Source organism: Ignavibacteriales bacterium (genome assembly GCA_016709765.1).
In the GTDB taxonomy this organism is placed as follows: domain Bacteria; phylum Bacteroidota; class Ignavibacteria; order Ignavibacteriales; family Ignavibacteriaceae; genus IGN3.
The window spans coordinates 12,498-33,403 of sequence record JADJMD010000001.1 but is presented as its reverse complement, the minus strand read 5'-3'; the positions used below and the strand labels follow the sequence as shown (position 1 = coordinate 33,403).

Below are 20,906 nucleotides of genomic sequence, written 5' to 3'. Positions count from 1 at the left end.
ATGCTTGATCAACACCAAAAGTAGCAACCGTTCCGTTACTCGTTAACGTTCGCATACTTTCACCAATAAATTTTTCTTTATCCCGAAGATGAATCGCATTTACACAAAATATCAAATCAAAATATTATCTTTAAACGGAATGTTAACCGCATCAGCATTTACAAGGTTAAGATATGGTTTATCTGCTTTGGGGATTTTCATCATCTCAAGAGAAAAATCTAAACCAAAAATCTTTTTATTATTATTTTCAAGAAGACTAATCCATCTTCCAGTTCCGCAACCACTTGTAAAATTAATCTGTAATTATTGGATAAAACTATCTTTTTAAGTTCGTTTTCAACCCCAACTAAATAATCTGTTTTATAACGGTGGTTATAAGTTGCTGCAATTTGCGAGTAATCTGTTTTTTGCATTTTATTAAAGTTGATAATTATTATAATATTAAACTAAAAATTTGAAGTATCACATTCAAAAATTTAATTGAGCTTTTGTTGTAATCAAGATCCTCTTTTTTAGATTAAACCGAACACAAAAACAATTAATAATATTTATTTTTAGGAGGCACTATGAACAAACTATTTTCGCTACTTATCACCCTTCTCGTCTTTTCTTCATCTCTCTTTGCGCAGGATGTTGAAAAGTTAAAGTAAAGATTGAAGCGATGAATAAGGCATATACTCAGGCTATGATTGATAATGATGTTGATAAAATGATGTCCTATGTATTCTGATGATATTATATCGATGCCAAGTTATCAACCAACCGTAAAGGGACTTACCAAAGTTAGGGAGCTTAGTGAATTGCAGGCTAATTCCGGATGGAAAACCACGCACTTTGAAATGAATATGACTGATATAATGCTTGCGGGAAATCTTGCAATTGAAATCGGTAATTATAATATGAAAATGTCTGGGCCAAACGCGCCGGAATGGGCAGATTACGGAAAGTATCTCACCGTTTGGGAAGAGCAAAAGATGGTTCGATGAAAATAAAAGTTGAAACTTGGAATACTGATACGAACCCGTGGGCGCAAATGGATGAATCAAAACAAGAGGAAATGCAAAAACAGAATAACGTACTGTAATTCAATAAACATCCTGACGCAATTTACTTTAATTGCGTCAGTTATATTGACTGATCTTACATTTTACCCAAACATTTTTACCAGTACTTCTCTTCTATAATTAAAATTTCGTTTATCTTCTTTGAAATTGTTAGAGCATTGATTATCCGTCCAAGAAACCCAAAAGGAACAACATAACTAATGATATCTTCCATCAAAACACTTCCATCTTCTGCTTGTTTAAAAATATGTTCGTGATGCCACATTTTATAAGGACCAAATCTTTGCTCATCCACAAAATAATTTGGTTCATTAATTTGAGTAATTTCGGTAACCCATATTTGTGGAATATTTAACAGAGGACGAACAAGATATGATATAATCAAACCTGCATACATTTTATCTGGTAAGGAAGAAGTTACCTGAAAACTTAACCACGGCGGTGTAATTTTTGAAAGATTGGCAGGATTAGAAAAAAATTCCAGGCATCATTCTTGGAAATATTTAATTTTTGTGATGTTTTGTGTTGATAAAGTTTCATAACCTTTTCATATTATTGATAGTGATTTAACAAATTATAGAAACAAATAATTCCCGACTTATGAATATTACTTCTATCGGAGAAATACTTTATGATATTTATCCGAACCACAAAAGACTTGGTGGGCTCCGCTTAATTTTATCTATCATATAAAAAAATTAACGGACAGCGGAAATATTATTAGCCGTGTTGGTAAAGATGTACTTGGCAACAAAGTTATAAACGATCTTAAACATTCCGGTTTATCGTTTGATTTTATCCAGCACGATAATCTTCATCCAACAGGAATGGCAATTGTGCATCTTGATGCTGCAGGATCTCCAACATTTAAAATAGATATTGACAGCGCCTACGATTCTATTGAATTAAACGAAGACAATGAAAATCTAATTAATACAGATACTGACTGTCTTTATTTCGGAACACTTGCACAGCGCTCAGAACTTTCCGTAAAACAATTCAATCATTTTTTAAACGTGGATTAAAATATTTTACAGATTTAAATCTTCGCCAAAATTTTTATACTGGGGAAATTTTAACAGCATCGCTTGAAGCTGCTGATTTTATTAAAGTAAATTATGATGAAATGCATTTAATAAATGATTTACTTTTGCAATCAGAATATTCAACAGAACGTGTTGCTTTTGAACTCATGGATAAGTTTGATATAAATATGATTGCTGTAACACGTGGAAAAGACGGCTCATCAATTTTCGAAAATGGGAAAAGATTTGATCATTCAAATGTTGATATAAAAGTTGTTGATACAACCGGAGCCGGCGATGCATTTGCCGCTGTGCTTTGCGTTGGTTATTTGCACGGATTAGAAATTCCTTACATAAATAAACTTGCAAACGATTTTGCCAACGAGATTTGCCAATTTGAAGGTGCGCTGCCTAAATATGATAGAATCTACGAAAGCTTTAGAGAGCAAATGGGATTTTTTAGCATCCTTTTTAATTAAAAACAAATTTAATTTTCATCATCAGTAAAACAGGATTGATGATGAGAATTATTTCTTTGCTGCTTTTATTTTTTTCAACCTCATTTGCACAAACCATATCCACCTCACGTATTGAAACTATTATTAAGCTGCTTATCAAAAACTCAATTGAGATTTCCAATTATATTTATCCGGCGGAACTACAAATATCAAATCGTTTTGGAATTGAGTATGACGGAATAAAAATAAATTTTTAATCGCAAATGAAATTCCAAACGAACTTTCTAATAATTTATTAACTGAAAAAATTAAATACGATTATGAGCTTAAAAACCTTGAAGATAATTTTTCTTTACTAACCCTTACAATCCGCTCATTAAATATTAAAAGAGAATATTTTCTTAAAGACTCGTTTCTTGTAAGTTCGCCGTTCTTTTATTCGCGTAATTGGAAGTTTAACACTTCCGAACACTTTAATTTTTATATAAGCGATGAAACTTTGTTTAATAAATATTCAATAAATCAATTAGAAAAATTTGTTAACAAAATGATTAAGGTTCTTTCATTTACAGATGAAGAAATTAATTGTCTTAGAGAAAAGAAAATTTTTTATTTTCTCTGTAAGGATGAAGATGAGATCAAAATAGTAACAGGTTTTACAACACGCGGTATTTATATTATTGCTCAAGATTATATAATTACAACTTACAATGCTCACTATCACGAGTTGCTGCATTTTCTTATCAATTTTAAGCTTCGGGAGTTACCTCTTTACACCCATCCTTTTTTACAGGAGGGATTTGCAGTTGCTTATGGTGGCCGCGGCGGACTTGAAGCACACACTATTTCTGAAATGGGTGTGTTCTTGATTAAATCAGGTTTTGCAACTTATACTGAGCTGCTTAATAAATCAGATTTTCAAAAAATGGATGCGTCTATTTCGTATTCAATATCCGGGCTTTACACAAACTTCTTTATAAAGAAACTTGGTATTGATCATTTTTTAAATCTTTATAGAAAATATTCTGGAAGTTCAGAAAAAGTATTTTTCGCCAACATTTTAGGCAAGGATCTTTTGCCGGATAATCAATGGAATTTATATGTTGATTCTTTATCAACTTTAAATCCAATAAAGATTGTGGAAAACACAAGACGCACAGATTTCGAGCCTATCACACAGCAAAATAATTTTGAGATTTATGAAAACAACGCCAATTTTTTTTTTAGAATTAAAGACACTTTATTAATTAGCACTTCAACCATTATCTCTAACTTTAGAAGTAGAATTTTCAGTGAACACTTTCCTAGTCGAAAATATAATTCTGAAAAATATTTAATCATTGCAAATCAAAACGAAATATCTGTATATAATTTATTTTCCAATAATCTTATTGGAAAATATGTCGTTTCTTTTCACTTCCTCCAAAAGCGATTCCAATTAAAGAAGGATTTTATGAGTTTGTAATATCTAAAAATTTGTTTGATGAAAAATTGAAAATAAGTGTAATTTATTAAGACAAGGATATTTAGATCTTATGTCTTTCAATAATATCTTCAGGAATTCTTGTCGGTCGTCCGGTAGTAAGCGAAACAAGAGTGTAAAGCATTTCTCCCTCAACAGCAATTTTATTTGTTTCTTTATTATAAACCCAAACGTTAATAGTAACTTGCGCACCACTCCAATCGCCAACTTGTGTTTTAACTAAAGCAACATCACCAAATTTCAACTCCCGTTTGTATTTAAGATGCACTTCGCTTGCAAACCAGTTTAATCCTTTGCCAATATATTCTTCCATTGGAACTTTATACTTATCCCGCATCTGTATAAATCTTGCTGTCTGTATATAATCAAGATATTTAGAGTTGTGAACATGATTGTTCATATCAATATCATCAGGGCGAACAATAATTTCAGTTTCAAAAATTGAATTTGTATTTGTTCCTGTGCTCATCGATTACATTTCAATAAAGTTCTTAAGAAGTTTTAACCCTGCCTTGCCGGACATTTCCGGATGAAACTGAACACCGTATGCATTTTCATTTTCAATAGATGAACAAAAGTTTATTGCGTTTTTACAAGTAGAGGTTGAAAGTTCGCTTTTGGGTAAATAGTAATCATTGTTAAAAAGAAATTCGGAATTTTCATCAATTCCATCAAACAAGGCGCTTTGCCTGCAAATCTCAACTTTATGCATTCCTTTATAGGAAGATTCTTTAACCGCGTCCTCAAACTTTATTGCTGTTCCGGAGAATAAACCAAGACAGGCAAAATTTCCTTCGGTTGAGTAATCAGACATTAACTGCATGCCCAATCCTATTCCAAGCATCGGTTTTCTAACAACACGTAGAACTGAATATAAATTTAGAAGCTGTATTTTTTCATTACCGAGGCAGCGCTTCCACATCCCGCAAGTATTATTTTATCAGCTCCACAAATATCCAACTCGTTTCTGGACACTTTAAAATCTTCAGTTATTTTTCTAAGTGATTCTGCAACTTTATCAATGCAAACATCACCATAGTCTACAATTGTAACCATTTTATAATTTAAATTTTAGATTCTAATAATTATATCAAAACAAATTTATTTTTCATTGTAAAATAACAATACTAGGGAACTATTTAAATTTATAGGCAAGAAGATATGATGCTATTAGATAGTGTTTTTTCTAAAGTTTAATGAATATCTAGCTATTTAACTAGCAGCATTTTTTTTGATTCTACAATAGAACCTGTTTGAAGTATGTTCGAATAAATCGCGATGCGATAAAAATATATTCCGCTTGAGAGTTGATACGGATTAAATTCAACTTCATAATTTCCTGCCGGTTTAAATTCATCCATTAATGTCACAACTTCATTACCAAGTACATCAAAACTTTTAGCGTTAGATAACCGGCAACTGGCGATTGCCAACTGATTTTTGTTCTTGGATTAAACGGATTTGGATAGTTCTGATATAGTAGAAAATCAGTTAAGGTTTGTTCCTCGTCAATTCCAGTTGCCGAATGAAGTTCATAAGCACCAATATCATACCCGATTCCTTGTGGTCTAACTATTCCATCAAGATCAACATTTACAACGGAACTTACTAGTGGTGTTCCTATATTTATTGGTTGAGATGATTGAAGTAAATGATAATCAGAGTTTGCGGTAGCAACAAAAAGGGTGGTCTCGTCCTGAACAACTTGTGAATGTGTATCATAACCTAATGCTTGCCATGACGTAAAACTGATGTTAGAATTTCCATCGTCATCACTTAGCCGATTTTCTAAAAGATTATAATCGCTAACAAATCCTGTTTTAGACTCTTCATCAATACAAATACTGCCTCTAAAGCTATGATTATTAATTAGAATATTATTATAAACCGTGTTTCCCGTTGAGCCATTTACAATTAATATTGCCCAACGTCCATCTGCAGGATGAACGATTGTGTTATTGAAAATTTTATTATTCTTTGATCCTTCCGCGCCATCTATCTGATACATGGCAATTCCGGTAAGATGATTATTGTATATGACATTGTTAAATATTTTCGAATCCTGAACACAGTCCATATTAATGGCTGAACCACCGCCATATCCATTATCGTGAATTATATTTCCAGCAACAATCGCATTGCTAATTATTCCATCACCCCCATAGATAAATCACCGTTCATATGAACGCCGCACCCATTATTATTAAATGAATGATTATTAATTATTGTTGGTCTATCGCTGCTGTTGGAGATATAAATCCCATGTTCATCCTGGCTGTATGAACACGAATTATTTTTAATTAAAATATCGTTTGTAAATCCTGTAAAGATTCCCCACTTATAATTGTTTGTGCAAATGTTGTTTATAATTTTCACAAAATCAGAAAGCACCACTCTTATTCCTGCTCTTGGCTGATTGATAACATTAAATCCCTTTATCTCAATCCAATTGGCGCCTTCAATATTAATTCCATCATTTGTAATTGGATTGTGAATATTAATAGTAACATCATTGCTTAATGTTTTAAAAACTATTGGCTGGGCCTGGGTTCCGCTTGTTCTGATATCAAAACCCATGTAACTACCAGAAAGAATGAGAATGGAATCTCCTGCAGAAACAATGTTTGCTGCATGCTGAATAGTTGCAAAGGCTGTACTGACACTTAATCCATTATTATTGTTGTTACCATTTACAGAAACATAATATGTTGATTGTGGCAGAGTAAATGCGGAAAAAAAAGATATAAAAATAATTATTTGTAAAAGGTATATAAACATTGTAAGCCTTTGATGTTTATTCATAACTCACAATTAAAGTACCAGCATGGGATCCGAAGACCAATTTAGGAAATCTTAGAAAACACAACAAACAGCAGATTATCGCGACAAACTGTTCGCGATACTATTCTTAAGATTATACACCTGGAAATATTTACACGAAAACTTTTCTAAATCTCTCATCAAAAGCTTTTGCTAACCTTAAAGGTGATTGCTCATCTTTATTTAAATAAAGTGATGGTTCAATTAGCTCCAATTCCATAAGTGCAAACTCATTCTTACTCGTTCTAACTAAATCTACTCTTCCGTATAACGGAATTGTTGAAAGTTTATTAATAATATTTTCAGCGATCACGATTATTTCTGATGATACATCTTTTGGCTTGATATTTCCGCCATATTTCTTCCTGAACACGAAAATCTTTTTCTTTTGGTTTCTTTAAAACCGAATGGCTGAACTTTCCATCAAAAAAGAATAAAGAATATTCGCCCTCTTCAACAATGTTTTTCAAAAATGGTTGGACCATAAATTCTCTGCCGGCAAATATTTTTTCCAGCTGAGAAAGATTCTCCACCAATTTTTCTTTTGTTAATCTAAATGTGTTATCTGCATTTGCGCTTATGTTTGGTTTGATAATTATTTCATCAGTATCATGTTTATCAAAATAACCTTTTGCTAAAACAGAGTTAAACCCTTTCTCCCAAATAGTATCAACAATTGCTACTCCTTTTTGTTTAAGAGCAAAAAGATAATTTTTATTCATATTCCATTTCATCAAGTCAAGATCGTTTTCAAGATAAGAAACACTGTTAATCTTTTCTAAAACCTTAATAAATTTTTCAGGATTATTTTGATAATCCCAAGTAGATCTAACAATTACGGCATCATAATCTGCCCAGTTTACATTTTCATTTCGCCAGGAAATTTCTTCAGCCATCCAGCCAAGTGTTTTCATTGGTTCGATTAACAGTTTATCGTAGGTGTGAAAATTTTCCAACGAATCCATTGATAGGAGTGCAACTTTTTTTATCCATAAATATTTTTCTATATAATTTGGTGTTAAATATTGAAGCGGAAAATTACAGCAGAACAACTGATTTACAAAAAATAATTATTTAACTTTGCCTTGTTGAAGTAAAGAGAATTTATAACATAAAAGAGAGAACCCTTCCGTGGAATGGATTATACTGATTCTATGGCTTTCCATAATTAATGGCGGGCTTGGTGGGCAATACGTTTTAAACTGGATGGCTAATCAACCCAAATATACGGGCGGAAGCAAGGTTGATATTTCTGCCGGAGTGATGACCTGGTGGAGGGAAATTTCAAAACTCCTCTGGGCCGTTATTGCCGTTACAATCGAACTGCTTCGGGGTAAGAAGCCAAAATATTTGTGGCCCGGCATGGTATCTCTATCAACAATTATTATTTGCGCCTTTACTGGCGTGATAGAAAATATTGGTTTCTTCTATCTTCCTAGAAATTATTCACCGCATATTTTTGCTCCTTATGTAAATGTTTACCTTGCCTTTCTTCCATTCTTTGGCAAGGTGATGTTTAACGCACCGATACGAAAAGAACATTGGATTGGAATATCCCTTGTCGTTGCCGGACTTGCAACGCCTCACATTCCATGGTTATTAGGAATTGCACAGGATAGTCACAATGCTCTTGATATGAATGCCATCATCTGGATTTTAATTATTAACGGATGCTTACTCTCTCAGCAGGTATTAAATAACAAAACCGTTCAAACTGCTTTGCCCGGTGTTGGACCTAACGCACTTGTATTGTGGAGAGAAATCTGGAAAATGATTTTTATTTCATCAGCAATTTTTATTATTCCAATTATCGGCAATATGATGAATGCAAATATGCCCGATAGTTTAACTTCATCTAAGTTTGAAACAAGAGTTCTTAACAAGATAGATGAAAACAAAAAAAATTATTTGCTTAACTATTATACAAAAACAGATAATAATTATGTTTTAAAGTCCGATGTGTCCGAAAATGATGAAGAAAAAATAAAAGAGATTATCAAAGCAACAGAATATCATCAGTTCTTTTCTTTGTTCGATGGAAGCATAATTCCTAATAACTGGCTTCCTATACTTTTTGTTATTGCGGCTGGATTAACAGGATATATTTACAGTTTTGGATTTTTTAAACTATCAAAATTTGCGGCACATTTTTGGGTTCCTTATACAAATGTTTGGCTAGCCTTACTTCCATTTGTTATGCTATTGTTCGGCAAAGATGTTACCGGATATCAAATTGCGGGTGCCGTTGTTGTAACCGCCGGACTTATGATTGGTGTGATGGATCATAGAAAAAATAAGGTTGTAGAAATTGAAAAAAGAAATAAGTAGTTACTTTTTTTAATGAAGAAATAAAAACCCCTCGGTTAAGAGGGGCTCGTTATAAAAATCTTCCAATTAAATATTACTTAATTAGGATCATCTTCTTTATACTTTTAAAATCATTTTTACCAGATGAAGAATTCGCTTCGAGCGAATAAAAATATACTCCGGACGATAATCTGCTAGCATCAAACTTTAATTCATAGTCCCCGGCGGATTGTGTTTTATTAACAAGTTCGCTTACTTTTTCACCGATCGAATTATATATCAATAGCTTTACTGAGCTTTCATCTGCAATAGAATATTTTATAACAGTTGAAGGATTGAATGGGTTTGGAAAATTTTGTTCCAAAGCATAGACGGATGGAATATTAATGTCGGCTGAAACAACCTCAGAATATTCAAAACTTCCGGAATAGTCTATTTGCTTTAGCCTGTAAAAATATTTTCCTACCGTTAGATCATTATCAACAAATGAATATGATCTGTATTCCGTTGTTGTCCCGTTTCCCGTTACAAACCCAATTTTTTCCCATATATTGTTGTTTTTTTCTGGATTTCAAATCCACTATTATTTTGCTCTGTTGCAGTCATCCAGTTAAGTTGTACACTTTTTCCGTTTACCATAGCTTTAAATGAAATTAATTCAACCGGCACAATTCTGCTAAGTTTATCAAAATAAACTTTTTTGTTGGCGCCAGTTTCACCAACGTAGATTGCAGAAATATCTCTTGCCGGAACATTGATCGGAATTAATTTAGGTGAATACATATTGGCAGAATAAACTAACGGATACTCGTTAATCATTTCGAAACTTGAGAATGTTGCTGAACCATAAGGAAGGCTTGTGTAAAGCAACTTGTCTGACTGTAATGTGCCTGCTCCTGACTGTGCGCTATCTGAATAAAACAGTAAATCAAATCCACCGCCCATTCCTGCATCGGTAAAGTGGCGCAAATCAAACCAGTATTCATCAGTATTCACATTTCCAGCAAGTAAAACTGGGGGATCGTATGAAAACCCGCTATTTATACTTTTACGACCATAAATATCTCTTGCACCTGCTGTTCCAGATGTATAAACAAACCATGACTCGCCATTATTCATTGCGGATAAATATTCTGTCTTTGAAGTATTATCCGTAGCAACATCTATAAAACCTGTTGAAGTAAGCACACCAACGCCGGTTTCACGGTATCTTGCCTGACGTATAACCGATGTGGAAGTATCAGCAAGTATAGGCCCGTAGTAATTCATAATTAAAGTATCACCTGTTCCAGACATACACATTCTTGGATTTGCACCTGAGCTTGTAACAAGACCTCTCGCTCCCCAATTTGTTCCACCGTCGACTGAACTATATCTGACGATGCTGTTATTGGCAAGTGAGTCAAGAAACATATAAAGATTGCCTGTTGAAGAAGTAACAACATCAAATGATCTGTACCCAGTAAATGGAAATGCGTTAAAATTGCCACTTAGAAAATTCCAACTATAAATTTCCTGCCCAACCTGAAAAAAACAATAAACTGAATCCAGCCCGCTTTTTACTAGTTTGATATAATCATAATAACCGCGATAAGTAATGCCGGAACCAAACTGGCTCCACGAATCTCCGTTGTTTGTTGAAGCCAAAATAACGAGCCCTAAATTTGCAGTTGATAATGTATCATTAACTGCAACGTAAATTGTGCCGCTTGAACTTTGTATTCCTGATAGTTGTCCGATTGGTTCAAAGTCCAGTACTAAATTATCCGTACCCCAGTCTCCTCCATCGTTTTTTTGGTAAAGTGGTTTTTCTACACGGACATCCTGCGAATAAATTAGAGCTGCAAACGAGAAAAGGAAAAGTGTAAAAAGAAATTTCATTTTAGACCTCCTGATGGTTTGTGAGTGAACACATTTAGAATGAGTTGAGAATAACTTAAATATAGTCAGCATCATTATCAACATGAATGAATTAACAATTATACCGAACCGTTATCGCCTTTACATTATCTATAAGATAAAACCAGCTTAAGTAAGTTGAGGTTTTCCTCTATTATTGTTGATTTTGTTAAGTTTAATAAAAATTGGGAGACAATTAAATCTGATAACTATGATGAAAAATTTTTACAGAATGTGGAAATATTTTCTACTTGACCAGTCAGGTGTATTTCGGGCAAGAAGAAATCATTTGTAGCAAATAGTGTTCTAAAACATGGAGTTAATTGCGGATATACCTTTGTGCGGTAAAAATTAAAATTATTGATATGTTACTAACGAAAAATTTTTTAAATATTTTAAATGATACATTCTACTATAACCTATCCAACATTAATAATTGCTCATCGAGGTGAATCCTATGATGCACCTGAGAATACGTTACGCGCAATAAATTTAGCGTGGCAGAATGGTGCGGATGGAATTGAAATTGATGTACATCTTTCGAGCGATAACGAGATCATTGTTTTTCACAACAAAAAGATAAAAACTATTTCAGGTAAAAGTGAATTAGTAAAATCACAAACTTTAAAGGATTTAAAGGAAAATAACGTCGGAAGAATCAAGGGTAATAAACCGAATAATGAAAAAATACCGACTCTAAACGAAGTACTGTTGACCATTCCACCAAACAAATATCTTTTTATTGAAATTAAATGTGGAATAGAAATTATTCCATACTTAAAAAATGTTTTGCATCATTATCAAGTAAAAACAGAACAAATAAAAATTATTGGATTTAGTTTTAAAAAAATGACGTTGATTAAAAATAGTTTTCCTGAATTTGAGGTCTTATTGAATAAAAGAATTAGTATAGGAAAAATATTTTTAGGTAAATCGTACTGGGAAAATCTTATTACGAATCTAAAACTAAATTATTTAGACGGATTAAACATATCTTATACTAAGTCTTTAAATTTCAAATTGATTGAAACATTTAAGAATAATAAACTAAAACTATTTGTCTGGACAATTAACAAACCAGAGAAAGCTTTACGATTGATTAATTTTGGGATTGATGGCATTATGTCTGATCGTGCCGGGTGGATTAGAGAAAAAATAAATTTATAATGAAAAAAGAATCTACAATAATTCTTGGCATCCACGGGCTTGGAAGTAAACCCCCAAAAGAATTGCTTGAAAATTGGTGGAAACAAGCAATAGAGGATGGGTTAAGGCTAAATGGTTTTTCCAAATTAAATTTTGATTTTGAACTTATTTACTGGGCTGATATTCTTCATACTATACCACTGGATTTTAAAGGATCAGACAAAACAAATCCATTATTTTTTGAAAAATACACTTCAGAAGAATATCCTGAACAAAATGGTAATTTAACTTTTAGAGAAAAAGCATTTGAGTATTTTGAAAAGTATTACAGCAAATTTATTGTTAATGAAGTTTTATCATTTAAGTATCCTTCGTTAACAGAGTTTTTTATTCACCTTCACTTAAGAGATCTTAAAACTTATTTTTCAAATGAATCAATTCATTATAACGGAAACCCAATCCCTGCAAAAGAAGCAATAGTTGATCATTTTATAAAAAATCTAAATAAACACAAAAACAAAAAAATATTTCTTGTCGCTCACTCAATGGGATCAATAATTGTGCTCGATGCGCTAAGTGATTGTATATCAGAGGCAAACATCGATACACTTGTAACAATTGGTTCCCCACTGGGACAGAAGTATGTTATAAGTAAATATAAAACTGAAAATGAGATCAACTCAATAAATAAATTTAAAGTTCCTGAAAATATTGTGAATAAATGGTATAATCTGTCTGATTTTCAGGATCAAGTTGCACTCAATCATGAAATATCAGATTTATATGAAAAAAATTCATTGGGTATAAAGATTGAAGATCAGCTGGTTAAAAATAAATTTGTAAGTGAAGGCATTAGAAATCCGCATAAAGCTTTTGGATATTTGAGAACACCTGAATTTTCAAAAATCATAAACGGTTTCTTAACACAAAAAAAACCAGGAGTTTTTGAGCGAATTATAAAATTTTTTAGTAGAATATAATTCTTGCCGTTTTTGGGAGGACACTATAAAAATTTGTACTATCTCTAAGTGCATCTCATCAGGAATTTATTATTTTTAGAAAAACAATCTGGAAAATATGCCAAATACTAAACAAACTCTTTCGCTTTCAAAGAATAAAATAAAAATTCTTTTGCTTGAAGGATTACACAAAAACGCTTTACAACTTTTTAATGATAATCAGTACGAAACGGTTGAATACCAAAAGAGTTCACTTGAAACAAAAGAGTTAATTGAAAAAATTAAAGATGTTCATCTACTCGGAATAAGATCTAAAACACACATCACGAATGATATTCTTAAACATGCTAAGAAACTGATTGCAATCGGGTGTTACAGCATCGGCACTAACCAGGTTGATTTACTATCAGCTAAGCTGCAAGGTATTCCTGTTTTTAATGCGCCTTTTTCAAATACTCGCTCGGTTGCAGAGCTTGTAATTGCGGAATGTATTTTTCTTATCCGCGGAATTCCTGAAAAAAACTTTGCCGCACACAACGGTGGTTGGCTTAAGGATGCTTCTAATTCTTACGAAGTGCGAGGAAAGAATTTAGGAATTGTTGGTTACGGACACATTGGCTCACAAGTTTCTATTCTGGCCGAATCATTGGGAATGAATGTTTACTATTATGATATTGAAAATAAATTAAATCTCGGTAACGCAAAATCTTGTTCAAGTTTACAGGAACTTCTTTCTATTTCGGATATCGTAACGCTTCACATACCTGAAACCGATCTTACTAAAAATATGATTGGCAAAAAAGAATTGGACTTAATGAAAAAGGGTTCCTATCTGATTAATGCTTCGAGAGGTTCTGTGGTTGTTATTAAAGATCTTGCAAACCACTTAGAAGAAAAACATTTGGCAGGTGCGGCAATAGATGTTTTTCCCGAAGAACCAAGTTCAAATAAAGATTCTTTTAAAAGTGTTTTACAAAAATTCCCGAATGTAATTTTAACTCCTCATATTGGCGGCAGCACATCAGAGGCACAGGCAAACATTGCGCTTGAAGTTTCAGAAAAGCTTGTTAAATATTGTGATGTTGGAACAACTATCGGTGCAACAAATTTTGTGGAGGTTGCGCTTACACCAAATTTAAATAGGCAAAGATATCTTCACATCCATAAAAATCAGCCGGGAGTATTAAATAAAATCACAAAAGTATTCACTTCAAGAAAACTTAACATTGCATCTCAATACTTACAAACAGATGCACATATTGGTTATGTAATAATTGATATCGATCAAAAAAATAATTCTGCTGAGATAATGAAAGAATTAAAAGCAATTCCGGAAACTATTAAAACAAGAATGCTTCTATAAAAAAGCGAATAGAAAGAATCGCTTTTTTAATGTTAAGAGTTGAATGTTCAATTATTTTAAAAAAATCATTTTCCTTGAACTAATAAAATCACCGGCTTGTATTTTGTAAATGTAAATACCACTGGACAAATGAGACGCATCAAAGTTTATATTGTGATTGCCTTTTATCTGGAATTCATTTACTAGTGTTATTATCCTTTCACCCAAGATGTTCACAATCTCAAGCTCAACAACTCCATCTTCTGCCAGGCTGTAATTTATTGTTGTACTTGGATTAAATGGATTTGGATAATTTTGAGCCAGAGCATAAGTATATATTATTCCTTCTTCACCTATTTTCTTTTCAATTTGTTTTATAGAGCAATCAAATTGCACAATGTTTGAATAAGATGATTCTGTTTCATTAACGAATACAGCAATAAGTTTATAATAAACCATTGTGCCTGCCTGTCCATTTGGAGGAACAATTCCAAGACTTTGATCCGTATAATTTTTGCTGGTTGTATTTGCAAGAAACTGCCAACTACCAGCACCAATTTTTCTATAAACACTATAATAGCTTACAGTAAGTGTGCCTGGGTGCTTCCCCCAAATAAGTTTTGGATGATTATTTGATTTTGCTTTGAACAAGCTGTAGTCCCAGCTATTTATAATTATTTCACCTGCTGAGGTCAGATTTACATAGCCTTCGCCGGTAATAAAGCCTGTACCAAGAAGCGTAACGGTATCCTGAATTGTATATTCTTTTTCGCTGTTGATAATAATCGTTTTAGTGTTGTTGATTGTCATATTATCAATCAGAGATGTATTGGTTTTGATTGTATCATTATTTGTAATACTACCACCGTATTTTACGACTGGTGCAACGCTAAAAAAACAAGCATCTCCAACTTCTATTGCTGTAGATAAGTTTCCATATTTTGTTATAGTAGTTGAGATATTATTTATCATGTTGATAGCTTTAAGATTATAATTATTTGGGAATGAAAGCGGATTTATATTAATAGTTAGGGATGGACTACAAATGGGATTGTACCACCTGCTGATTAACATAAAATAATCACGATCTAAATCATCTTTAAAGAAACCAAGATCATACGCTTCATCGCCAGACTGCATTCCTTCAGCAGTGCAGTTACCCTCTACAATGGATTGAATAAATCCTTGTGAAGTGTTTAGTTGATGATTTAAATGTTGTGATGTAGGTGTTAATGTTTTTAATGTTCGACCCATTAAACCAGATAGCCTTTGGGCAATGGTATTTTTCAACATTAGATATTTATCTGTTTCAGGATAACCTGGAGGATTTCTGAAACCAGTATATTCCCGAGTTTCAGGGGCTTCATTTTTTTCACCAAAATAAAGCCACGGAGAAATTAGTTTTGCACCATACATTAGTGCAAGGTTTGTTTGATAAAGTAAATCACTGCCGCTTATTTCACGTATTCTATCATTTCCATCATACGTTTCGCGATCAAAATATCTACCTGTTTGGATACTCATACCATAAAATAAATCAGGATGTATTAAGGAAGCATCAAGAATTTTTTTATAAATGGAGTCAGCAGCAAAATCTATATTTATCTCTTTATAATCACCATCGCAAGGGTCAACAATATCATAATCATCACAAGGCATATCATAAAGCCAGGATGTTACCCAAACATTTGCCTTCTTAACTCTCCTCATAAACTCATCTATAATTATTCTTTTTGCTGAGTATGATGGATCATCATAGTCACTAAATCTTCCATTCCATTTAGTGTTAAACTGAAACCAAATACTTGCATTTGGTGAATTGCTTTCTAATATTTCTTTTACTTTTTTAATTGGAGCCCAGGTATCTAAATCCCACGGCTCATCAAATCCTATCCAGCCTGCTACCTGGTTGTTAAAGGCTGATTGGTTATTCGAAAGTTGAGTACTGATTTGAGTTGTGGGACCTAATAGATTCATCAAATCCCATCCTTTCCAATCATATACAATAAATTTATCGACTGATAATCTTAGCTTTTGTGAATTACCTTTCCATATAACCCTGAATTCAATGTTATGAACTGATTCCCTTGGCAATGACTGAATTGAGTTATCGCCATTGGCTAAGAACTTCCTGTTTACCTGGGAAGGCATTTCATTCCTTTGTGAATAAATTGCTGGAACGCTTATCAAGTTGTAGATTGTATCAATCCCTTTCCACTGATTTAGTGGTAACAACTCTCCGTAAGTAACAACTTTTTCAATTATTTTTTCGGGTATTCCCAATTGCCATTGCTGAATTGTTAAGTTATAGGATGTTCTGGTTGTTACTTGTATTATGCAAACTGTATCACCGGGTAATGTCTGACCAGGTTGCAGATCTTCAAGTTTTAGCGAACACACTAAAGTGTAATTTATTGGGAAGTCGCGATCAACCATACTATAAGTTTTTTCCTGTGAGTACATTGGCCCATAAATAATTGTATCATTCGGAGTAGTTGAGGTTGTTACCACGGCATCATCGGGCGTAACGCAGTTTATTGAATCGTAGTAAAGAGTAATTAATCCATCTGCTGGATTTGTACCCTCTGCTTCCCATTCCGTATATCTTGCTTCAGTGTATTTTACAATATAATTACCAGATGGATCGGTTACTTGTTCCGGCATAACCTTAAGATCGAGATTGTTATTACCGATTTTTTGATTAAAGATTGGTGCTGTTAGATTTGAAGCTTCAAGAGCATATATTCCCGCCTCATCCATTCCAATAAATTGTTCTACAGGATGTTTAGATAGATCATATCCATAAGTAATAATTGGAATACCCGGATATGACTTTATTGAGTCCTGCTGCTGACCAAAACTAATTGCTATACCAAATACTAGAAAAAAAACTACTGATAATAAATTTTTCATTTTAAAGCCCCTGAATAAGTGTATTAAAAATTATTTATTTGTACAACAAAAGATTCTAGAACATTCATAAGATTAACCACTTTGGTTATTTAATTGAGCTTAAGCATTACTTTACAAGTATTCCCGATTGTATCGGGATTTCTGCTTAAATGATTTTATCATTTTATCATCAACATTTTTTTCATCTCAGTGTAAACAGGAATGTTGCCTTCACCAATTACCTCGATGCGATATAAGTAAATTCCACTGGCTAAATTCGGAACGGACGGGAGTCCGTTCCCTACATTGAATTCAACTTCGTAGTAGCCGGCGTTTTGTTCTTTGTTAACGAGTACACTTATGAGTTCACCTTTTATATCATAAACCATCATTTTTACATAAGCTCTCTCTTTTAATTGATAACCTATTTTTGTGCTTGGGTTAAATGGGTTAGGGTAGTTTTGATAAAGGACATAGTCACTAATAGCCATTGGATATTCATCCATTGAAACTGATGTAATGTTAACTACAAGTTCCTGTGATGGTTGGGATTCATTGCCTTGATTATCTACACAAATTACTTTGTAAACATATCGTGTATTTATATGTGGATTTACCTGAACAAAGAATGAATCAGAAGACGAACTAATAAGTTTTGTTGAATCAATTGTAAAATTTATAACAGTATCCCTATATACCTTGTAAAACGAAGTATCTGCTTCTGTATTCCTGTTCCATCTTACTGTAATATAATTTGAATCAACAACAGCAGAAAGATTTCTTGGTGCAAGAGGTGATAAATCCTGGTATGTGTATGTTTCACCAAATGGTCCACCATACATTCCTATATCACTCCTTGTTCCATCTGTATCCAGAATATTGGGATTGCCTTTATCTATTGCCGGAGAGTATTTCTGAAGACGAAAATCATAAGTTCCACCAATTCTAGGAATGGTGTCATTTACAAACATCGGCTCTGCAACTATGTTACTATCTCCTACAAATGTTTGACCGGCTATTAGTTCTTGAATCTTCCAGAATAAATTGTAATCAGCCCTGAAAGGATTTGTATTAAATGTATAGAAGGCTCGGTAACTATTTTTTATAATATTATTTTCTGTTTTGGTTCTATTACCTGTACTCGTTGATATTCCACCGAAATTGTTGCCGATATTAGTGATTACATTACTTATTAAATGCGTGGTATCATTTGTAACTGTACCAATTCCAATCCCTTCGTTTTTATAACCATAAATCAAATTGTTTTTAATAATTGCACCTGGCTTTTGACCTGAAAAAATTCCAGTTAATGTAGTTTGTCCTTCGTCTATTACAATATTATTTGTAAATGTAGGGTAACCGCCAAAGGAAAAATATGCAGCCCCAAGAGCATTCTTTGAAGCTAATATATTGTTTCTATAAATGGAGTGACAAGTATCCTCTGCACATTCATCGCGAATATTTGCCATACCGCAGTTGGAAATTATGCAGTTCTCAACCAAAGATGTAGATCTTTGGATATTTATACCATACTCTAAATCTTTTATTCTAACGGATCGAAGTAAAATATTCGCATTAAATGTCTCAATACCCACGGGTACTGCTGTGCCATTACCAATTACAGTGAAATTTTCCATAGTCGCATTTGCTGTTACATAGATAATATTATATTGTATTGCGTTGGCTCCATCAATAATCACGCTGTCCATACTCATACCAATAAGAGTTATATATCTATCAATGGTTACTTTTTCTATGTAAGTTCCAACATCAACGTAAACAGTATCACCATCAACGCAGATGTTAATGCACTTTTGTATGCTGTCGGCTGCAGTTTCCCAGCTTGTGTAGGGTGGTGTGCTTGTGCCGGTTTTGCTTACAAAGCGTATCGTTGCATTTGCAGTAAAACTATTAACTATAAGAGTGAATAAAACCAGGTAGGATATTTTCAGTTTCATATTAGCCTCAATGTTATTGAGATAATCTCAAGTCAAAATTAAAAAATTAAATAATCAATTTCGACTTTGAAAAAAATTTAAGTTCTTTAACTATTCTCCCTCTTCATCAAGCCTATCTTCCCAAAGATATTTTTTTGTTTCGCTTGCTATTACTCCGCTTAACAAAATTAATGAAACAAGATTCGGTACTGCCATTAGCGCGTTTGTAATATCCGCAAAAGTCCAAACAACATTTAAAGACATAACAGAGCCAATCATAACAAACATTACCCAAAGGTAGCGGTACGGTTTTATAACTTTGTTACCGAAAAGATATTCTGCGGCTTTCTCGCCGTAGTAAGACCATCCAAGTATTGTAGAAAAAACAAAAGTTAGTAATCCAAGGGTTAACACAATAGGACCGATAATATGAAAATCACTGAAGGCTTGTTTAGTTAATGCCGCGCCTGATAATCCTTTTACCCACTCTCCGGAATTTACAATTACCAATCCTGTAATTGCACAAACAACAACGGTATCCCAAAATGTTCCTGTTGAAGAAACCAATGCCTGCCTAACAGGATTTTTTGTTTGTGCAGCCGCCGCAACAATAGGCGCGCTACCCAAACCGGATTCGTTAGAAAAAAGTCCGCGCGCAATTCCAAATCTTATAGCCTCTTTCATTCCCGCACCAAGAAAACCGCCAACAACTGCGTGACCGCTAAATGCGCTGTTAAGTATTAACATAACCGTATCGGGTATTCCGCTAATGTTCATTCCAAGAACTATTAAACAGCCAATCACATAAGTAATTGCCATAAAAGGTACGAGACGTTCGCAAACTTTTGCAATAGATTTTATTCCGCCTATAATTACAAACGCTGTAAGCGTTGCTAATATTAATCCTGTTATCCACATTGGAACTTGAAAAGCTTCGTTAACTAAAGTGGAAATGGAATTTGCCTGTACCATATTTCCAATTCCAAATGCAGTAACGGAAGTAAAAGCGGCAAACAAAACCGCAAGCCATTTCATATTTAATCCGCGTTCAAGAACATACATTGGTCCGCCCGCCATAGAACCATCAGGCATTTTAACTCTGTATTTTACCGCAAGCAAAGCTTCGCTGTACTTAGTTGCAATTCCAAAAACGCCGGTAAGCCACATCCACAAAACAGCACCTGGTCCGCCCGCAGCAACTGCGGTAGAAACTCCAACAATATTTCCGGTTCCAATTGTTGCGGCAAGTGCAGTGGTTAGGGCACCAAACTGGCTAATATCTCCTTTACCTTCTTTATCTCTTCGCAAGGATATTTTTATTGCTTTGCCGATAAATCTTTGAATTATCTTAAGTCGGAATGTTAGAAAGACGTGTGTACCAAAGAGAAGTATGATAAGCGGATAACCCCAAAGTAAATCGCTAATTTGTGTAAGAATATTTTCTAAAGCTTGCATAAATCTCCTTTAACCTAAAATGTATTTATAAAGAAGTGCTGATCTGTGTTTCAAAGATATGTTTGTAAAATTTAATTTCATCACAAACAACTAAAAATTTCTTTTGTGTTGATATTATG

General features: G+C 33.3%; 21 protein-coding genes and 3 pseudogenes. 9 read left to right on the top strand and 15 right to left on the bottom strand.

The features are described from left to right. Window positions 1-111 precede the first annotated feature (111 nt). Window positions 112-297, bottom strand: a complete 186-nt coding sequence (locus IPJ23_00205; GenBank protein MBK7629173.1) for a class I SAM-dependent methyltransferase — start codon at window positions 295-297, stop codon at window positions 112-114. Beyond that, the gene (locus IPJ23_00200; protein MBK7629172.1) at window positions 219-413 is read right to left on the bottom strand and encodes a hypothetical protein; all 195 of its coding nucleotides are present in this window, start codon (window positions 411-413) and stop codon (window positions 219-221) included. Before IPJ23_00200 ends, IPJ23_00205 begins: the two co-directional genes overlap by 79 nt. Window positions 414-719: 306 nt before the next feature. Between IPJ23_00200 and IPJ23_00195 the strand changes: the two genes are divergently transcribed. Then, window positions 720-986, top strand: a complete 267-nt coding sequence (locus IPJ23_00195) for a hypothetical protein (GenBank protein MBK7629171.1) — start codon at window positions 720-722, stop codon at window positions 984-986. A 161-nt stretch (window positions 987-1,147) separates the two neighbouring features. Here IPJ23_00195 and IPJ23_00190 read toward each other — a convergent pair. Further along, window positions 1,148-1,604 (bottom strand): annotated as a pseudogene (locus tag IPJ23_00190) (SRPBCC family protein). A 140-nt stretch (window positions 1,605-1,744) separates the two neighbouring features. On the opposite strand from IPJ23_00190, the gene IPJ23_00185 reads away from it, so the two are divergent. From IPJ23_00185 to IPJ23_00170, 4 genes are all read left to right on the top strand, one after another. Continuing rightward, entirely contained in the window at window positions 1,745-2,089 is a 345-nt protein-coding gene (locus IPJ23_00185) for a hypothetical protein (protein MBK7629170.1), read from the top strand. Then, window positions 2,011-2,568, top strand: coding sequence for a carbohydrate kinase family protein (locus IPJ23_00180; protein ID MBK7629169.1), 558 nt, complete (start codon window positions 2,011-2,013; stop codon window positions 2,566-2,568). The genes IPJ23_00185 and IPJ23_00180 overlap by 79 nt, the downstream gene beginning before the upstream one ends. Before the next feature lie 41 nt (window positions 2,569-2,609). Continuing rightward, window positions 2,610-2,804 carry a hypothetical protein gene (locus IPJ23_00175; GenBank protein ID MBK7629168.1) on the top strand — a complete coding sequence of 65 codons (195 nt, stop codon included), beginning with the start codon at window positions 2,610-2,612 and terminating at the stop codon, window positions 2,802-2,804. 290 nt (window positions 2,805-3,094) lie between these two features. Then, entirely contained in the window at window positions 3,095-4,012 is a 918-nt protein-coding gene (locus IPJ23_00170; GenBank protein ID MBK7629167.1) for a hypothetical protein, read from the top strand. Window positions 4,013-4,073: 61 nt separating this feature from the next. Here IPJ23_00170 and IPJ23_00165 read toward each other — a convergent pair whose 3' ends face one another. The 7 genes and pseudogenes from IPJ23_00165 to IPJ23_00135 all read right to left on the bottom strand — a co-directional run bounded on the left by IPJ23_00165 (window position 4,074) and on the right by IPJ23_00135 (window position 7,839). Continuing rightward, window positions 4,074-4,499 carry an acyl-CoA thioesterase gene (locus IPJ23_00165; GenBank protein ID MBK7629166.1) on the bottom strand — a complete coding sequence of 142 codons (426 nt, stop codon included), beginning with the start codon at window positions 4,497-4,499 and terminating at the stop codon, window positions 4,074-4,076. Between the two features lie 3 nt (window positions 4,500-4,502). Continuing rightward, window positions 4,503-4,874, bottom strand: a complete 372-nt coding sequence (locus IPJ23_00160; GenBank protein ID MBK7629165.1) for a hypothetical protein — start codon at window positions 4,872-4,874, stop codon at window positions 4,503-4,505. 35 nt (window positions 4,875-4,909) lie between these two features. After that, window positions 4,910-5,086 carry a hypothetical protein gene (locus tag IPJ23_00155; protein ID MBK7629164.1) on the bottom strand — a complete coding sequence of 59 codons (177 nt, stop codon included), beginning with the start codon at window positions 5,084-5,086 and terminating at the stop codon, window positions 4,910-4,912. Window positions 5,087-5,238: 152 nt separating this feature from the next. Next, on the bottom strand, window positions 5,239-5,391 hold the full coding sequence (locus IPJ23_00150; protein MBK7629163.1) for a hypothetical protein: 153 nt from the start codon (window positions 5,389-5,391) through the stop codon (window positions 5,239-5,241). 488 nt (window positions 5,392-5,879) lie between these two features. Then, window positions 5,880-6,197 (bottom strand): annotated as a pseudogene (locus IPJ23_00145) (right-handed parallel beta-helix repeat-containing protein). Then, window positions 6,176-6,808 (bottom strand): right-handed parallel beta-helix repeat-containing protein, encoded by a 633-nt coding sequence (locus IPJ23_00140; GenBank protein ID MBK7629162.1) that lies wholly within the window; start codon window positions 6,806-6,808, stop codon window positions 6,176-6,178. The pseudogene IPJ23_00145 and the gene IPJ23_00140 overlap by 22 nt, the downstream one beginning before the upstream one ends. 154 nt (window positions 6,809-6,962) lie before the next feature. Beyond that, window positions 6,963-7,839, bottom strand: a pseudogene (locus IPJ23_00135) (hypothetical protein). A 142-nt stretch (window positions 7,840-7,981) separates the two neighbouring features. Here IPJ23_00135 and IPJ23_00130 point away from each other — a divergent pair. Then, window positions 7,982-9,178 (top strand): hypothetical protein, encoded by a 1,197-nt coding sequence (locus IPJ23_00130; GenBank protein ID MBK7629161.1) that lies wholly within the window; start codon window positions 7,982-7,984, stop codon window positions 9,176-9,178. Between the two features lie 73 nt (window positions 9,179-9,251). Here IPJ23_00130 and IPJ23_00125 read toward each other — a convergent pair whose 3' ends face one another. Next, complete coding sequence (locus IPJ23_00125) at window positions 9,252-9,521, bottom strand: T9SS type A sorting domain-containing protein (protein ID MBK7629160.1); 270 nt, start codon at window positions 9,519-9,521, stop codon at window positions 9,252-9,254. Window positions 9,522-9,682: 161 nt separating this feature from the next. Next, a complete protein-coding gene (locus tag IPJ23_00120; GenBank protein ID MBK7629159.1) occupies window positions 9,683-11,038 on the bottom strand; it encodes a hypothetical protein in 1,356 nt (451 codons plus the stop codon). Window positions 11,039-11,455: 417 nt separating this feature from the next. On the opposite strand from IPJ23_00120, the gene IPJ23_00115 reads away from it, so the two are divergent. The 3 genes from IPJ23_00115 to serA all read left to right on the top strand — a co-directional run bounded on the left by IPJ23_00115 (window position 11,456) and on the right by serA (window position 14,524). Then, on the top strand, window positions 11,456-12,223 hold the full coding sequence (locus IPJ23_00115; protein ID MBK7629158.1) for a hypothetical protein: 768 nt from the start codon (window positions 11,456-11,458) through the stop codon (window positions 12,221-12,223). Then, window positions 12,223-13,182 (top strand): alpha/beta hydrolase, encoded by a 960-nt coding sequence (locus IPJ23_00110; protein ID MBK7629157.1) that lies wholly within the window; start codon window positions 12,223-12,225, stop codon window positions 13,180-13,182. The genes IPJ23_00115 and IPJ23_00110 overlap by 1 nt, the downstream gene beginning before the upstream one ends. A gap of 97 nt (window positions 13,183-13,279) precedes the next feature. Then, entirely contained in the window at window positions 13,280-14,524 is a 1,245-nt protein-coding gene (gene serA, locus IPJ23_00105) for a phosphoglycerate dehydrogenase (GenBank protein ID MBK7629156.1), read from the top strand. A gap of 51 nt (window positions 14,525-14,575) precedes the next feature. Here serA and IPJ23_00100 read toward each other — a convergent pair whose 3' ends face one another. The 3 genes from IPJ23_00100 to IPJ23_00090 all read right to left on the bottom strand — a co-directional run bounded on the left by IPJ23_00100 (window position 14,576) and on the right by IPJ23_00090 (window position 20,787). Continuing rightward, window positions 14,576-17,416 carry a T9SS type A sorting domain-containing protein gene (locus tag IPJ23_00100; protein MBK7629155.1) on the bottom strand — a complete coding sequence of 947 codons (2,841 nt, stop codon included), beginning with the start codon at window positions 17,414-17,416 and terminating at the stop codon, window positions 14,576-14,578. A gap of 158 nt (window positions 17,417-17,574) precedes the next feature. Next, complete coding sequence (locus IPJ23_00095) at window positions 17,575-19,353, bottom strand: hypothetical protein (protein ID MBK7629154.1); 1,779 nt, start codon at window positions 19,351-19,353, stop codon at window positions 17,575-17,577. A 90-nt stretch (window positions 19,354-19,443) separates the two neighbouring features. Beyond that, complete coding sequence (locus IPJ23_00090) at window positions 19,444-20,787, bottom strand: sodium:alanine symporter family protein (protein ID MBK7629153.1); 1,344 nt, start codon at window positions 20,785-20,787, stop codon at window positions 19,444-19,446. Window positions 20,788-20,906: the final 119 nt, after the last annotated feature.

What these genes read in the sequence shown, in the direction of transcription:
- IPJ23_00150 (MBK7629163.1), bottom strand. Translation starts at nt 5,391, where the DNA reads ATGGATGAATTTAAACCGGCAGGAAATTATGAAGTTGAATTTAATCCG.
- IPJ23_00140 (MBK7629162.1), bottom strand. Translation starts at nt 6,808, where the DNA reads ATGTTTATATACCTTTTACAAATAATTATTTTTATATCTTTTTTTTCC.
- IPJ23_00095 (MBK7629154.1), bottom strand. Translation starts at nt 19,353, where the DNA reads ATGAAACTGAAAATATCCTACCTGGTTTTATTCACTCTTATAGTTAAT.
- IPJ23_00160 (MBK7629165.1), bottom strand. Translation starts at nt 4,874, where the DNA reads ATGCTTGGAATAGGATTGGGCATGCAGTTAATGTCTGATTACTCAACC.
- IPJ23_00175 (MBK7629168.1), top strand. Translation starts at nt 2,610, where the DNA reads ATGAGAATTATTTCTTTGCTGCTTTTATTTTTTTCAACCTCATTTGCA.
- IPJ23_00120 (MBK7629159.1), bottom strand. Translation starts at nt 11,038, where the DNA reads ATGAAATTTCTTTTTACACTTTTCCTTTTCTCGTTTGCAGCTCTAATT.
- IPJ23_00100 (MBK7629155.1), bottom strand. Translation starts at nt 17,416, where the DNA reads ATGAAAAATTTATTATCAGTAGTTTTTTTTCTAGTATTTGGTATAGCA.
- IPJ23_00115 (MBK7629158.1), top strand. Translation starts at nt 11,456, where the DNA reads ATGATACATTCTACTATAACCTATCCAACATTAATAATTGCTCATCGA.
- IPJ23_00165 (MBK7629166.1), bottom strand. Translation starts at nt 4,499, where the DNA reads ATGAGCACAGGAACAAATACAAATTCAATTTTTGAAACTGAAATTATT.
- IPJ23_00110 (MBK7629157.1), top strand. Translation starts at nt 12,223, where the DNA reads ATGAAAAAAGAATCTACAATAATTCTTGGCATCCACGGGCTTGGAAGT.
- IPJ23_00195 (MBK7629171.1), top strand. Translation starts at nt 720, where the DNA reads ATGTATTCTGATGATATTATATCGATGCCAAGTTATCAACCAACCGTA.
- IPJ23_00090 (MBK7629153.1), bottom strand. Translation starts at nt 20,787, where the DNA reads ATGCAAGCTTTAGAAAATATTCTTACACAAATTAGCGATTTACTTTGG.
- IPJ23_00170 (MBK7629167.1), top strand. Translation starts at nt 3,095, where the DNA reads ATGATTAAGGTTCTTTCATTTACAGATGAAGAAATTAATTGTCTTAGA.
- serA (MBK7629156.1), top strand. Translation starts at nt 13,280, where the DNA reads ATGCCAAATACTAAACAAACTCTTTCGCTTTCAAAGAATAAAATAAAA.
- IPJ23_00200 (MBK7629172.1), bottom strand. Translation starts at nt 413, where the DNA reads ATGCAAAAAACAGATTACTCGCAAATTGCAGCAACTTATAACCACCGT.
- IPJ23_00155 (MBK7629164.1), bottom strand. Translation starts at nt 5,086, where the DNA reads ATGGTTACAATTGTAGACTATGGTGATGTTTGCATTGATAAAGTTGCA.